The organism is Desulfosarcina cetonica JCM 12296, from assembly GCF_001311845.1.
Lineage (GTDB): Bacteria > Desulfobacterota > Desulfobacteria > Desulfobacterales > Desulfosarcinaceae > Desulfosarcina > Desulfosarcina cetonica.
This window is the reverse complement of sequence record NZ_BBCC01000164.1, coordinates 1-14,414: the sequence shown is the minus strand read 5'-3', so window position 1 is coordinate 14,414 and position 14,414 is coordinate 1. Positions and strand designations below refer to the sequence as shown.

General features: G+C 59.8%; 14 protein-coding genes and 2 pseudogenes. 6 read left to right on the top strand and 10 right to left on the bottom strand.

What is annotated here, in order from left to right; genetic code table 11:
* The first annotated feature begins 150 nt into the window (after positions 1-150).
* On the top strand, positions 151-549 hold the full coding sequence (locus tag JCM12296_RS45750; RefSeq protein WP_246804904.1) for a Na+ dependent nucleoside transporter N-terminal domain-containing protein: 399 nt from the start codon (positions 151-153) through the stop codon (positions 547-549).
* Positions 525-1,397 carry a NupC/NupG family nucleoside CNT transporter gene (locus JCM12296_RS26205; protein ID WP_246804903.1) on the top strand — a complete coding sequence of 291 codons (873 nt, stop codon included), beginning with the start codon at positions 525-527 and terminating at the stop codon, positions 1,395-1,397. The genes JCM12296_RS45750 and JCM12296_RS26205 overlap by 25 nt, the downstream gene beginning before the upstream one ends.
* A 25-nt stretch (positions 1,398-1,422) precedes the next feature.
* On the opposite strand, the gene JCM12296_RS26200 is transcribed toward JCM12296_RS26205, so the two are convergent.
* From JCM12296_RS26200 to JCM12296_RS26165, 10 genes and pseudogenes are all read right to left on the bottom strand, one after another.
* Positions 1,423-3,186 carry a bifunctional metallophosphatase/5'-nucleotidase gene (locus tag JCM12296_RS26200; protein WP_054699401.1) on the bottom strand — a complete coding sequence of 588 codons (1,764 nt, stop codon included), beginning with the start codon at positions 3,184-3,186 and terminating at the stop codon, positions 1,423-1,425.
* Between the two features lie 38 nt (positions 3,187-3,224).
* Complete coding sequence (locus JCM12296_RS26195) at positions 3,225-3,683, bottom strand: metal-dependent hydrolase (RefSeq protein WP_054699399.1); 459 nt, start codon at positions 3,681-3,683, stop codon at positions 3,225-3,227.
* Positions 3,684-3,697: 14 nt separating this feature from the next.
* Positions 3,698-3,910, bottom strand: coding sequence for a hypothetical protein (locus tag JCM12296_RS42550; RefSeq protein WP_218188287.1), 213 nt, complete (start codon positions 3,908-3,910; stop codon positions 3,698-3,700).
* Positions 3,907-4,823 (bottom strand): annotated as a pseudogene (locus JCM12296_RS26190) (CaiB/BaiF CoA transferase family protein). Before JCM12296_RS26190 ends, JCM12296_RS42550 begins: the two are co-directional and overlap by 4 nt.
* 288 nt (positions 4,824-5,111) lie before the next feature.
* Positions 5,112-6,041 (bottom strand): polyamine ABC transporter substrate-binding protein, encoded by a 930-nt coding sequence (locus JCM12296_RS26185; RefSeq protein WP_246804901.1) that lies wholly within the window; start codon positions 6,039-6,041, stop codon positions 5,112-5,114.
* Complete coding sequence (locus JCM12296_RS45745) at positions 6,034-6,558, bottom strand: ABC transporter permease (RefSeq protein ID WP_246804899.1); 525 nt, start codon at positions 6,556-6,558, stop codon at positions 6,034-6,036. The genes JCM12296_RS26185 and JCM12296_RS45745 overlap by 8 nt, the downstream gene beginning before the upstream one ends.
* Positions 6,555-6,857: an ABC transporter permease gene (locus JCM12296_RS45740; RefSeq protein ID WP_246804898.1), complete on the bottom strand. Its 303-nt coding sequence runs from the start codon at positions 6,855-6,857 to the stop codon at positions 6,555-6,557. The genes JCM12296_RS45745 and JCM12296_RS45740 overlap by 4 nt, the downstream gene beginning before the upstream one ends.
* Positions 6,854-7,753, bottom strand: coding sequence for an ABC transporter permease (locus JCM12296_RS26175; RefSeq protein ID WP_157067910.1), 900 nt, complete (start codon positions 7,751-7,753; stop codon positions 6,854-6,856). The genes JCM12296_RS45740 and JCM12296_RS26175 overlap by 4 nt, the downstream gene beginning before the upstream one ends.
* Position 7,754: 1 nt before the next feature.
* The gene (locus JCM12296_RS26170; protein ID WP_054699402.1) at positions 7,755-8,816 is read right to left on the bottom strand and encodes an ABC transporter ATP-binding protein; all 1,062 of its coding nucleotides are present in this window, start codon (positions 8,814-8,816) and stop codon (positions 7,755-7,757) included.
* A 206-nt stretch (positions 8,817-9,022) separates the two neighbouring features.
* Positions 9,023-10,495 carry a saccharopine dehydrogenase family protein gene (locus JCM12296_RS26165; protein WP_054699395.1) on the bottom strand — a complete coding sequence of 491 codons (1,473 nt, stop codon included), beginning with the start codon at positions 10,493-10,495 and terminating at the stop codon, positions 9,023-9,025.
* A 296-nt stretch (positions 10,496-10,791) separates the two neighbouring features.
* Here JCM12296_RS26165 and JCM12296_RS26160 point away from each other — a divergent pair, with 296 nt between their 5' ends.
* The 4 genes and pseudogenes from JCM12296_RS26160 to JCM12296_RS26145 form a co-directional block, all read left to right on the top strand.
* Positions 10,792-11,274: an Lrp/AsnC family transcriptional regulator gene (locus tag JCM12296_RS26160; protein ID WP_054699393.1), complete on the top strand. Its 483-nt coding sequence runs from the start codon at positions 10,792-10,794 to the stop codon at positions 11,272-11,274.
* Positions 11,275-11,696: 422 nt separating this feature from the next.
* Positions 11,697-12,981, top strand: a pseudogene (gene urtA, locus JCM12296_RS50860) (urea ABC transporter substrate-binding protein).
* A gap of 107 nt (positions 12,982-13,088) precedes the next feature.
* Positions 13,089-13,946, top strand: a complete 858-nt coding sequence (locus JCM12296_RS26150) for a hypothetical protein (protein WP_157067909.1) — start codon at positions 13,089-13,091, stop codon at positions 13,944-13,946.
* Positions 13,898-14,414, top strand: a 517-nt coding sequence (locus JCM12296_RS26145) for an ABC transporter permease subunit (RefSeq protein ID WP_340147884.1), incomplete at its 3' end; no start/stop codon positions are given. The genes JCM12296_RS26150 and JCM12296_RS26145, both read left to right, overlap by 49 nt.

Sequence of the window (14,414 nt, the reverse complement as noted above, 5' to 3'; positions counted from 1 at the left end):
GGATTCGTAAAAAGCCCGAGATCAAGGCTTGCGAATCCTGAGGAATGAGGCGTACTTTTGCGTACGCCGCAGTGACGAAGGATACGCGTAACGCCGATATCGGGCTTTTTACGAATCCGTCAAGCTTATGCCGGACAAGAAAGGCGGACTATGCAATTTATCCAAAGCAGCATCGGAATCGTGGCCCTCTTGGCCGTGGCCTATGGATTTTCGGAAAATCGCGACGCCATCCGATGGAAAACCGTCGGCTACGCCATTGGCCTGCAGGCCGTGCTGGCCCTCGTGCTGCTCAAGCTGCCGGTGACCCGGCATCTTTTTCTCATGCTCAATGTTCTCGTCAACACCCTGGAAACAGCCCTTCAGGCCGGCACGACCATGGTCTTCGGCTACCTGGGGGGCGGCGCGCCGCCCTTTGCCGAGACCGGCGCCAGCACCTATATTTTTGCCTTTCGCGGGCTTCCCATGGTGCTCCTGGCCAGCGCCCTGAGCGCGCTGTTGTTCTACTGGGGCGTTCTGCCTGGATCGTGCGCGGGGCCGCCTGGCTGCTGAACCGAACCCTGGGGGTCGGCGGCGCCGAGGGCATCGCCAACGCCGCCAACGTTTTCCTGGGCATGGTGGAGGCGCCCCTGTTCATCCGGCCCTATGTTCCGGCCATGTCCCGTGGAGAACTCTTCTCCATGATGACCTGCGGCATGGCCACCATTGCCGGGACGGTCATGGTCCTTTACGCGGGCATTCTCAGGCCGGTCATTCCCGATGCCATGGGCCATCTGCTGACCGCGTCCATCATCAGCGCCCCGGCGGCCATCGCCCTGGCCCGGATCATGGTTCCGATTGCCCAAAATGCCGGTACCCATGCCGATCTCAGCGTTCCCGTGCCGGCCGACAGCGCCATGGAGGCGATCACCAACGGCACCCTGGAGGGTGTGAAGCTCCTGATTAACATCGTCGCCATGCTGGTGGTGCTGGTCGCTTTGGTGGCGCTGACCAACATCGCTTTGAGCTGGCTGCCGGACGTGGGCGGCGCTCCCCTGACCCTGCAGCGACTGTTCGGGATCGTCATGGCGCCGTTGATGTGGCTGATCGGCATCCCCTGGGACGAGTGCCTGACCGCCGGCAGTCTCATGGGCACCAAGGCGGTGCTGAACGAATTCTTGGCCTACCTGGATCTCGCCCACCTCCCGCCCGGCGTCCTTTCGGAGCGCAGCCGGTTGATTCTGACCTATGCCATGTGCGGGTTCGCCAATCCGGGATCCCTGGGAATCATGCTGGGCGGACTGGGTGCCATGGCCCCCGAGCGCCGCGGCGAAATCGTCCAACTGGGTTTCCGCTCGATTCTGGCCGGCATCCTGTCCACCAGCATGACCGGAGCCGTTGTCGGCCTGCTCACCCGCTGATCCGATCCATCCACGTTGACCGGGGTTACCAATCGTCTTTGGCGGCAGGCGGCGGGATGTAGCTCTTGATACAATGATCGCCTGCTGGCAGTTTCATCAGCGGTTTTCCGGCTACGCTCAGGCGCTTGACGTAGCTGACAAACGCCATGGCGTCATCCAGATAGGTATTTGTTCCCGGGCCGCGCTTTGCCTGAACGGTGGCAAAGGTGTCATAGCCATCCCGACCGGCCGCAAGGTAGTCACTGACCACGACAACATAGATGCGGTCATCGTCTATCCGCGCATAGCCCCCGGTTTGGCGATCCCTGACATCCAGGTTGCGGATGCGCCGGCCATGGGCCTTTGTGGCATCCACAACGAACTTCAACCCATAGCCGTAGGGAAAGCTGCCGGTCGAACCGCCCCGCGCGATATTCTCCATGGCATCCTCGAGCACCTGCCGGACTTCGGATCCGGTCATGGCGATCTCCACCAGGGTATTGGAAAACGGCAAAAGGGCGTAGGCCGTGGCATAGGTCATCGCCCCGGCCGGCAGGCCGATCCGCACGCCGCCGGCATTTTGAATGCAGATGTCGGCCTTGGGATCCCGCTCGTAATAAGCCTTGGCCACCAGCGGCGCGATATCGCTGCCCCGGCCGAGGACCACGCCATCGTCACTGCGCCCCGGCACCCGCACATGGCGCAGATCCTCGCCGATTTCGCCGATCACCGTTTGGGAAAGCGCGCCGATTTGGTCCCGATATCCGGCGATGATCGCGGCAACACCGGCATCCTCGATGGCCGCGTCGACATTTATCCGCGCGTCATCGCCGATGACGGGTTCGCCCAACATCAGGTGGGGCGTTCCGCTGCAACCGGCAACCACATCCCCTCGAAAGGTGACATCCAGCTCCCCCAGCACCTTCCCATGCTCCCAGGCCTGGACAATGCACACGCGATCGCCATCGGCGTTGAATGCCCGGGTCGGATAATCGCCTGCCGACGAAAGGCCCATTTGGCTGAAGTCCCCCAACAGGGTATGCGAATCGCCATCCACGATCACATCGATATCCCGCACCTGGCCGGCAAGCCGAACCACGTTTGAATAGCCATAGTGGCTGAGCACGACAATCCGCCCGACACCGCTGGCCTTCAAGGCATCCACGGCCGCTTTAAGGGACGCCGCTTCATCGGAAAAGGTCACCCGGTCGCCGGGCCGCGAGGAATCCCGGGTCTTGGCGGCGATGGTCAGGCCGACAATGCCCACATCCTTGCCGGCAATGCGCTGGACGACATAGGGCGAGAACCGGCCCGCCAGGATGTGGTCAGGCGGCACGGCGATATTGGCACTGATCACCGGGGCATCCAACCGGTCGATGAAACCGGCCAGCCATGCATCGCCATCATCGAACTCGTGATTGCCGATGGCCATGGCGTCGAAGCCGATGGCGTTCATCACCTTAGCATCGGCGTCGCCCTTGAACAGGGTGTAATACAGGGTTCCCTGCACGGCGTCGCCGGCATGCAGCACGAGGGTATTTGGCCTGCCATGGGAAATCTTGGCGACCATCGCCGCCACCCGGGCCATCCCGCCAAGCTCCCGGGTGGTTTCGGTGCCGGCGATTTTGAGATCGACCCGCTCGGCGTCAAGATGGGAGTGGACATCATTGATGTGCAGGATGGTGATCCGGTCGGCAGAAGGCTGCCGTTGGCGGTCGATTGCCGCACAGGCATTGAGCAGCATCCCGGCCAGGAAAAATAGGATGCCGGCCCGGATGAGAAGTCTTGACGGCGATGGGAACGGTTTCATGGCTTTTTTGTTTCCACCTACAAATGGCGAAATGGTGTCTATGCGAACTTGCCATCCAGCAAAAGATGCGAAAAATATCCGACGGTAAAAGCGAGATAGAACGGCAGATAATCGGCAACGATCCCCCTGCCAAGCACGGCTATGGGAATCACGATGATCGGCACGCCGGTAACGATCATGGCCCACCAGGTATGGGTCCATCCCCGGTGATGCCCCAGCGCCGGCAGCATGGCACACAATCCCAGCCAGGCCGCCCAGGTGTATTGATGGTAATAAATCAGCACCCCATCCACAACGATGAGCAGGCTGTAAAACAGATTCTGACCTTTGGAATCCGTATCCACATCCGGAAACAAGCCGCCGAGCAGGCAAAAGCCCACCAGTCCGGCGACCCGCGCGGGGGTGACGGCAAAATGATACCCGCATATGAGCGCGGCGGCCGCAGTGACACCGCCGGCCACCATGCTGCCGCTGATGTGTCCTTTGTATCCGGGCATGGAGGGGTTGATCCTTATGAAATGTCGATGATGCCTTCGGCCGCCAGGCCATCAATGGCCGCATCCGAATAGCCGCATCGCCGGTAAAGTTCGCGCCCGCCCTCGCCGACACCCGGCGGTTGGTGGCGCAGGTCGAGGGTCGCGCCATCGAGCCTCAGGGGGAGCTTGGGAAGCCGGGCCATGCTTCCGTGGGTTCGCGTTTCGGCCAGACCGCCGGATGCGTTCAATGGGGATCCGTGAAGAGATCCTGGGGACGGTTGACCGGCGCGAAGGGAATACCCGCCGTCTCGGCCAATGCCATCAGCACGGTCGCCTTGAGCTTGCGAAATCGGTTCCCGAGCTCGGGCAAGAACCACTCGCGCGCCTCGATCCGGCGCTGATTGGTGGCCAGGGCCGGCGCATCGATCCAGTCATCGAAGCGGAAGGTCGCGCACATCCGCTTCCAGTGTCGGTCAGAGGTGATGCCGATAAACACCCGCTGGCCATCCGCCGTCTCAAACAGGTCGTAAACAGACCAGCTGCGGCCACGCACCGGCATCGGCGGCGGCGGTTCTCCCGAAACGGCGGCCACGCCCATGTGTTGGCTCACCAGAAAGGCCACGGATTCAAACAGGGTCGCCTGCACGTGTTGACCGCGCCCCGTCACCTGCCGCTGGTAGAGCGCCGCCAGGATGCCGATGGCGCCATAGCTGCCCCCAATGATATCGGTAACGGACGCGCCGGCCCGCAGGGGCTGCCCGCAAGGCCCGGTCATGTAGGCCAGCCCGCCCATCATCTGGGCGACCTCGTCCAGCGCGGGACGGTTTTCGTAAGGCCCGGGCATGAACCCCTTCAAGGAACAATAGATCAACCGCGGGTTGCGCTTTTGGCAAGCCCCATAGCCGAATCCCAGCCGATCCATGGTTCCCGGACCGAAGTTTTCGATCAGCACATCCGCCTTTGCGATCAGATCAAAAAAGAGCTGTTTGCCCTTCTCCGATTTGAGATCGATGGCAAGACTCTTCTTGTTGCGGTTGAAACAGGTAAAAAACCGGATCCAAAACCTTTTAAACGGCGGGTGTCGTCACCCGTTCCGGTGCGTTCGACCTTGTACACATCCGCCCCCAGATCGGCAAGGACCAACCCGCAGGTGGGTCCCATGACCGTATGGCCCAACTCCAAAACGGTGATGCCCGCAAGCGGCAGGCTGACGCCCTTGTCCATGGGGAATTCTCCTTAACAAACAAAACCGCCCGAAAAGTTGTCGATGCGGCCATCGATCAACCGCTCAGGCGGTTTATAGCAAATCCTCAAAAGGGATACAAACGTTCGATCAGTGGGACTTGGCCCGTGTCCAGGCCTCATCCATGATGCGGTTGCCCTTGCCCAGATCCTTGGTGAAATGGAGTTTTTGCATGATCTCGGGCGTGGGGTAAATGCCGGGATTTTTCAGGTCTTCCGGCGTAATATAGGCTTCGGCCGCCTGATTGGGGGTGGCGTACTGGTTATAGTTGGAAAGCTCGGCGCCAACTTTAGGATCGAGAATCCAGTTGATCCATTGATGCGCCGCCGACGGATGGGGCGCTTGGCGGGAATGCTCATGGAATCATACCAGATCTCGCTGCCCTCTTTGGGGATGACGAAACCGAGGTGCTCGGGATCCTCGGTGACCGACTGGATGGCATCCCCATTGTAAACGATGGCCGCCACCGCCGTTCCGGCGACCACATCGTTCTTGCCGCCCACGCCGGGCTTGAAGCCCATGCAATTCTGGGTTTGCTTGGTGGCCACCAAGAGATCAGCCGCGGCCTTGAGTTCCATGGGCTGGGTGCTGTTGAAATCCTTGCCCGCATACACCAGGGCGATGCCCATCATCTCGCGCACCGAATCGATCAGCCAGAACGGTCCGGGCTGCTTGGCCGGGTCGAACAGGACCGACCAGCTTTTGACCGCATCGTCTCCGACCTTGTCCTTGCGGTACATCAAGCCCACCGTGCCCCACTGGTAGGCCACGGAGTATTGGTTGCCCGGATCATAGGTGGTGTTTCGGAAAATCGGTTTGAGGTTCTTCAGGTTGGGGATCTGGCTGTGATCGAGGGGCTGAATCAGATGCTGGTTGATCAAGACCGGCATGATATAGTCGGACGGCACGATGATGTCGTACTGGCTGACCCCGCCGGCCTGCAGCTTGGCGACCATCTCCTCGTTGTTCTCATAGATGTCCAGACGCACTTTGATGCCGGTCTTGGCCTCGAAGTCGGCCGGCATCTTCTCTTCATCCATGTATTCCGACCAGGTGTAGATTCTAAGCTCCTCGGCACTGGCCGCAATCCCGGACAACAAAACCAATACCGCCATCAGCAGTCCGATTTTACGCATCGTCTCTTCTCCTTTTTCCGTAGGTTTCTTGCTTGCGGGTAAAGCGTTCGGTCAACACCACCAGGATCACCGTAATCAGCATGATCAAGGTGGACAGGGCATGAATCTGGGGCGTCACCCCGCGACGCACCGCCGCGAAAATGAACAGTGGCAGGGTCTGGGATTCGGGCCCGGCGGTGAAGAAGCTGATCACGAAATCATCCAGGGACAGGGTGAAGGCCAACATCGCGCCGGCGATGATTCCCGGCGTGAGCAGGGGCAGCGTGATGCGCCTCAAAATATACCCATTGCTGGCGAAAAGATCCCGGGCGGCCTCCTCCACCTCTCTGCCGATGGCCACCAGTCGGCTGCGCACCACCAGGGCCACGAAGGCGATCTGAAAGGTGATGTGACCGATGATCATGTTGAGCAGGCCCGGCTCGAAAATGGACGAGACCATGCGCAGGAGCCCGAACACCACGACCAGGGCGGCCGCCAGAATGATATCGGGAATCACCACCGGGATATGCAGGATCACATCCAGCAGGTTGCCGGTCCGGCGGCCCCAGGGAAAACGATCCAGGCAATGGCCAGAATGGTTCCCAAAAGGGTGGCCACGAGGGTGGAGACGATGGCCAGCACCAGGGTGTTGCGCGCGGCTTCGAGGATCCATTCGTTCTCGAAGAGCTTGAGATACCATTTCAGGGTGAAGCCCTTCCATATCAATCCGCGCCGGGCGTCGTTGACCGAGAAGATCGCCACGCCCAGCAGGGGCAGGTAGAGAAAACCCAGGGTCAGGTAGGAAAGCACAACGATCAACGGATGCTGGCGTCTCATACGTATTCGATCTCCCTTCCCCGGCGACGGTAGATCTGCAGTCCGATGAGGGTCAGGACCATCAAACCCATGCTGATGGCCGCGCCAAAGGGCCAGTCACGGCTGGTGCCGAACTGCTGCTGGATCAGGTTGCCCACCAGCATGTACTTGGCCCCGCCCAAAAGATCGGGGACCACGAACATGCCCATGGCCGGGATAAAGGTCAAAATGATGCCCACCGACAGGCCCGGCAGGGTCTGGGGCAAAATCGCCTGGGTGAAGACGCGCACTCGGGAAGCGTACAGATCCTGGGCGGCTTCGACCAGGGTCCAGTCCAGCCGTTCCACGCTGGCGTAGAGCGGCAGGGTCACGAAGGGCAAAAACATGGAGACCATGCCCAGGTAGACGGCAAAGGCACTGGGATAGAGCGGCGCGCCCTGGGGAACGATCCCCAAGACGGCGGCCAGGCGGGCCACCGGCATCTCCGGTGAGAGAATCAAAAACCAGGCATAGGTCCGGATGACCATATTGGTCCAGAAGGGAATGATCACCAGGGTCAGCCACATGTAGCGGCTGCGCTCCCGCCGCCCGGCAATGAAGAAACACAAGGGGTAGGAGAGCAGGACGGATACCAGGGTGGTGACGAAGGCCACGACCACCGACCGCCAGAGGATCATCAGGTAGTCGGGAATCCAGCCGAAACTGGAAAAACCGGCCAGCCGCCTGTAGTTTTCCAGGGTGAAGATCCATTCCAGCTCACCGTAGGCCCCCCGCGTGACCAGACTGACGGCCACCAGCACCAGCCCGGGAATCACCAGAAACAGCAGCAGCCAGAGGATTCCGGGCAGCAGCAGCATTATCCCGCGTTTGAGCAGGCGGCCGCGGGTGGTCAGTTCGCCGTACCAGGTCAGCAGCATATCAGCAGGCTTCATCTTCAAGGATCACGAGCTCCCGCGGGGCCAGCTCCAGCCATACGTCCCGGCCGGGATCGATGCGTCGATAGGAGCTGGTGCGCACCCGTAGGGGGCCCGGCTCCAGCCACAGGTCAAAACTGGTTCCGCGGTAGACGATCTCGCTGACGCGCGCCCGGATACCGTTCACGGCCGGTTGCGTCTCACCGATGCCGATCCATTCGGGCCGGATGGCCACGGTACCGGTGGTCCAGGGCGGGACCTTCTCCAGGGCCAGAAAGCCGAAAGCCGTGTCCACGCCGCCGTCCACGCGGGTGGCGGGGATCAGGTTGGCCGCCCCGAGGAATTTGGCCACGAAGCTGTCCCGCGGATTGTCGTAGACCGCCTCGGGCGTGCCGCACTGCCTGACCTGCCCCTGGCGCATCACGGCGATGCGGTCGCTGCAGACCAGGGCCTCGGCCTGATCGTGGGTGACGAGAATAAAGGTATGCCCCAGTTTGCGCTGCAGCCGCCGCAGGTCTTCCTGAACCTGGGCGCGCAGACGGGCATCCAGGGCGCTCATGGGTTCATCGAGCAAAAGCACGTCGGGCTCGTTCACCAAGGCACGGGCCAGGGCCACGCGCTGTTTCTGGCCACCGGAAAGCTGGTGCGGATGGCGTCGGGCCATGGCACCGAGATCCAGCATCTCCAGCCGGCGGTGAACCCGCTTGCGGATTTCGTCTTCGGGGAACTTGCGCGAACGCAAGCCGAAAGCGACATTCTCGAAGATGGTCAGGTGCGGAAACAGGGCATAGCTCTGGAAGACCGTGTTGACCTGGCGCTTGATGGCCGGCAGGCGGGTAATCTCCTTGCCGCCGCTGAAAATCCGACCCGCGTCGGCCAGCTCCAGGCCGGCGATGATGCGCAGCAGGGTGGTCTTGCCGCAACCCGATGGCCCCAGAAGGGTGAAAAACTCTCCCTGGGCGACGTTCAGACTGACATCGTCCAGCGCTTTGACATCGCCGAATTGTTTTGAAATGTTTTGAATCGAGAGGCCTTGGTCGATCTTCGCGTTCAGGTTCTGGCTCATATCCTCAAGGATCCGGATCAACTCTCCAGCTTAAGGTTAGCGAAAGGCCTGCAGCGTCATTGGTGCGGGGCGTTACAAAAACTTTGGGTGTGGCGGCGAAACGGGGCATAGTGGAAACAACGGCGACACCATTGTCGCCGTGGGTCCTGTCGGGTCCAATTTAGGGGCAGCTTGAAAAGTGACGAATCCGTCTGAAGCGCAATTTTTTACGGGTTCATCAATAATGCGTCGCCCCCACCCGTGTTGAAAATGGGGTGGACCGGGTGCCCCGTGCATGGTGTCCGAAAGCATTTATCCGGCCCACCACGCAACCTGGGGTCACCTGTACGTCCATTGCCACTAAAAGTCAAAGAACTTTTCCGGCTCAGGCAAACAGCCGCCGAGGGGCTGGCATCGGTCCGCCCGGTAGACGTCTTCACTGGACGCGTGGCCGCCCGCTTGCGCCGCGGGCGGCTGTAGATCGTGTGCTGCTGCAAGGTTTCATCGATGGTCACCCCCAGCTCGGCAAGATTGCGGAAGCAGTACTCCCGGGCATCGGCCCCGAGCTGCTCGGGCACGAAAAGGCCGGGATCGGAAAAGACGTCGTCGACCATCATCTTGACGAAAACCGACGCGCACTGGCCGGTCAGGTAGGCTTCATGGCTGAGACCCGAGGTCTCGAAGGCCTCCACCAGGCCGGGTCCCACGGCGTAGCTGTCGATTCGCACGGAATGCTTCCCCTTGGTGCCCTCCACGCGCACCAGAAAAGCGCCCTCTTCGGCCACGACGCCATCGTTGATGATCGATTTGAGTTCATCGGGATATTTGGGTGCCGGCGGGCAGAGCTTGAGGATCAGATCCATGGGCACCACCGGGGTTCCGTTGAGATCCACCGGTTTGTCGGAAAGCAGCCCCATCTTATGGAGCAGCTCGGAAAGCTTGACCCCGAAACCGCCGTATTTGAATTCGACATTCTTCACCCCTTTGAGCACCGTGTTGGCCAGAAGCCCCATGGTGACGGGCTCGTCATGCTCGTGATCGACCATGCGGACTTCCCGGTTGATGCCGCGCAGCTTCATGGTGATCGGCCGGCTGAAGGGCTTGTCGGTGACGATCCGGCCATTTTCGTAGCGGAATGTTTTGTAGGCCATATCCCAGAAAGCGATTTCCGGCGACCACCAGAAGGGGGTGAAGCGCTTGGTCATCACGTTCTCGTAAACATAGATGCTGATCGTCTCGCAGCGATCCATCTTTTCCACGGCCTCGCGGGCCATGATGTTGGCCAGGCCGGGCGAGGAACCGGCACCGACCAGGGCGGTCCGTCCCTTGGCTTTGAATTTCGCATGCCATTCGGAAAAAAGCATCTTGTAGGTTTCCACGAAACCGATGTCTTCCATGGGACCGGCCATATCGAAGTAGGAAGCGTTGACGGCCAGGGCGGCTTCCATGAGCAGCAGGTTGTAATCCAGCGGCAGGCCGTTGACGATCAGGTCGCAGCCCTTGGCCGCCGCGATGACGCTGTCCAGGTCGCGCGCATCCAGCTTGAGGGCCGTGGCCTTGGCCAACGCATCGCTGAGCACCTTGGCGGCCTTGAAGTCGTAATCCGCGCAGATGATCTCGGAAATTCCCGGATGTTCGTTCATGCGCTTGGCAATCGTGCTGCCCTGGGCGCCTACGCCGATAACGATAATGCGTTTCATAAAATCTCCCACCTACAGTGTTGAACGTCAACGCGATCCGCGGCCGGGAACGGGCTCCGTCGGACCGCTTGACCGGTGAACGCGGTGAAATCGCCATCGGATTGCGTTGCGTGAAGGCGCGGCTGCGCCGCGGTCGACGGGAATGGGGCTCCCAGTTTTCCTATAAATGCTTTAAATTTTTATTGCAATAAAATTTTGACAATTTTAGCGGATAGCGCTATTTTTTTATCATTATTTAATTGTTTCCGCTAAATTATCCATTCCCCATATAAAGCCGAAAGAGAGATGGCCCTTCGATGAAAATCACCCCGGCCCCCCTTCAAAAACTCGATCGGGTCGATCGCAGGATGGTCGGCCTGCTACAGAAAGACGGGCGCATGCCCATCGTCAATATCGCCAAGGAGCTGGGCATTTCCGAAACCACGGCCCGCGGCCGGCTCAAACGGCTGATCAGCGAGGAAATCATCAAGGTGGTCGCCGTCAGCAATCCGATCCGTTTGGGCTTCGAGATTGTCGGCAATATCAAATTGAGCATTGACCTGAAGAAAAGAAGTTCCATCCTCGAGGCCCTCAAGAACATCGAAGCCCTCAACTACGTGGCCCTGACCACCGGTGGCAACGATATCGACATTGAATTCATCGCCGGCTCCCTGGCGGAATTCAAAACCCTGATCTTCGAAAAGGTCAGCCAGATCGACGGTGTCAACTCGGTGGAGACCTCCCTGATCGTCGAATTAATCAAAAACACCTGGGACTATGGAACGGCTTGGGATGAGTGAGCGGCTGACAAATATGTAGTAACATCAAATTTACGCCGCTTTGCGCTGAATCGCCTGCAATGCCGGCGGATTTCAACCCGCAGTGGATCCCGGCGTTCCGCGAGGACGCCCGGCAATGATGATTTTACCCGCCCGCATCGTCTCGGCCTTTGGCCACATATGACATATTTGCAATATAATGTAGAGATAAACACCAATTTGTATTTACTGTTCGCAACAGCTGAATCCAATCGGCACTGCCAATCGACCTTCGGCCTTGCCCCGAAATCGTTTTTTTATTTTTATTTTAATTAGTTAACAATCTTTCCGGCCACATTGCGGCCATATGGCATATTCCATGCGATGACGGATACCGATGACGCGTAACATCCATGTGAAGCTGAATTCCCATTCAATTAACTGTAGGGCTGAAAGGAGCGAAAATGAAGTCAGGTCGACGCGCAATTTATGGATTGATCGCAGGTATCATCGGTTTTCTGATGGCCGGAACCGCCGTGGCCGCGGACACGATCAAGGTCGGTATTTTACACTCGTTGTCCGGAACCATGGCCATCAGCGAAACCACCCTAAAGGATACCATGCTGATGCTCATTGACGAGCAGAACAAGAAAGGCGGTTTGCTGGGCAAAAAACTCGAAGCGTGGTGGTCGATCCGGCCTCCAACTGGCCGCTGTTTGCCGAAAAAGCCCGCGAACTGATCGAGAAGGAGAAAGTCGCCGCGGTCTTCGGCTGCTGGACCTCGGTGTCGCGCAAGTCGGTTCTGCCGGTCTTCGAGGAACTGAACGGCCTGCTTTTCTATCCGGTGCAGTACGAAGGCGAGGAATCCTCCAAAAACGTCTTTTACACCGGCGCCGCGCCGAACCAGCAGGCCATCCCGGCCGTGGACTATTTGATGAACAACGTGGGGGTCAAACGCTGGGTCCTGGCCGGCACCGACTATGTCTATCCACGCACGACCAACAAGATCCTCGAGGCCTACCTGAAATCCAAGGGCGTCGCCGCGGCGGACATCATGATCAACTATACCCCTTTCGGTCACTCCGACTGGCAGTCCATCGTCTCCGAAATCAAGAAGTTCGGCTCGGCCGGCAAGAAGACCGCCGTGGTCTCCACCATCAACGGCGATGCAACGTGCCTTTCTATAAAGAACTGGGCAACCAGGGCGTGACCGCCGAGTCGATCCCGGTCGTGGCCTTCTCCGTGGGTGAGGAAGAACTCTCCGGCATCGATACCAAGCCGCTGGTGGGCCATCTGGCCGCCTGGAATTACTTCATGAGCGTTGACACGCCGGCCAACGACACCTTCATCGAGAGTTGGCTGGCCTTCATCAAGAACGACAAACGTGTCACCAATGATCCCATGGAAGCCCATTTCATCGGCTTCAACATGTGGGTCAAGGCCGTTGAAAAGGCCGGCACCACCGATCCCACGGCCGTTCAGGACGCCATCATCGGCATCACCGTTCCCAACCTGTCCGGCGGCTATTCCGCCATGATGCCCAACCATCACATCACCAAACCGGTTCTGATCGGCGAAATCCAGGATGACGGCCAATTCGAGGTGGTCTGGCAGACCAAGGGGCTGGTGGTCGGGGATGCCTGGTCCGACTATCTGGAAGGCTCCAAGGACCTGATCGCCGACTGGCGTGCGCCGCTCTCCTGCGGCAACTACAATGTCAAAACCGGTAAGTGCTCCGGCCAGAAATAGATTCCTCCCACCCTGTCGGCAGGGTTAACTGGCGCTGTCGGGCAATCGGCCAGGGTCGATTGCCCGACCCCGCCAATGGGTTCAACCGCAGAGAAACGAAGATCTTCATGTTTCTTACTATCGGAAAGCTGCCCACGTGGATCGTTGTGATTGTTTTGCTGGCCGGCAGTTGGGCCTGTCCGGCCAGCCTTTCCGCCCAAGTCGGAAACATCGACCCGGCCGCCTTTGACGAAGGGATCGCCCTGCTCGGCGAGCGAAATTTCGCCGCGACCGAAAAAGCCGTCGCCCGCCTGGCCGACAGCGGCGACGAAAGAGCCGAAGCCATTCTGACCGCGCTCTTGGCCGGCGATTTGTATGTGAGCAAAACCCATGACTCCCTGGTTATCGGCCACGACGCCGGGAGGAATTATGCCATTCAGGATGCGCTCACCGGCAAGGACCTGGAACCGGTGGGCAAACGTAAACTGAAAAAAATCGGCATCAACAACAACCTGCGCGGGATCATCAAAAATGCCCTGGCCGGAATCCGGCTCTCCCACCCGGATCCGGATGTGCGCCTTAAGGCCATCCACAACATGCTGCCTTCACTGGAACCGGCCGACAGCACCTTTCTGAAAAGGCTGCTGGCACAGGAAACCCATCCGCGGGTCCAATCGGCCTTGAAGGTCGCCCTGGCCCTGATCCGGCTGCAGGCACCGGAGGGAAGCGATGCGGGCACGCGCCTTAGAGCCCTGGATCAATTGGCCGGCAATCTTCAACCGGCGGTGCGCAACACGATCATCCGCCTGATGGCGGGCGAAGCGGACGAAACCGTACGCGCCAAGGCCACCCGCATCCTGCAAACCATCGACAGCCGCATCCGCCTGTACGCTTTTTTGGAAACCATTTTCTTCGGCCTGAGCTGGGCTCGGTCCTGGTGCTGGCCGCCATCGGCCTGGCGATCACCTTCGGTGTCATCGGGGTGATCAACATGGCCCACGGTGAACTGATCATGCTCGGCGCCTACACGACCTATGTGCTGCAGCAGCTCATGCCCGGGTCCATCGCCACGGCCCTGGCCCTGGCGGTACCGGCGGCCTTCGTGGTCGCCGGCGTGGCCGGCATCGTGATCGAACGCACGATCATCCGTTTTCTCTACGGTCGTCCCCTGGAAACGCTGTTGGCCACCTTCGGCCTCAGCCTGATCCTGCAGCAGGCCGTGCGCTCGATCTTCTCACCGCTCAACCGTAGCGTGGCCACGCCAGCCTGGATGAGCGGAGCCATTCAACTGAACCCCGTACTGGCCCTGACCACCAACCGGGTGGTGATTTTTATCTTCGCCCTCCTGGTCTTTGGCGGCCTATCGCTCCTGCTGAAAAAAAGCGTCATCGGCCTGCAGGTGCGCGCCGTGTCCCAGAACCGCGCCATGGCCCGCGCCATGGGCGTGCCGGCGG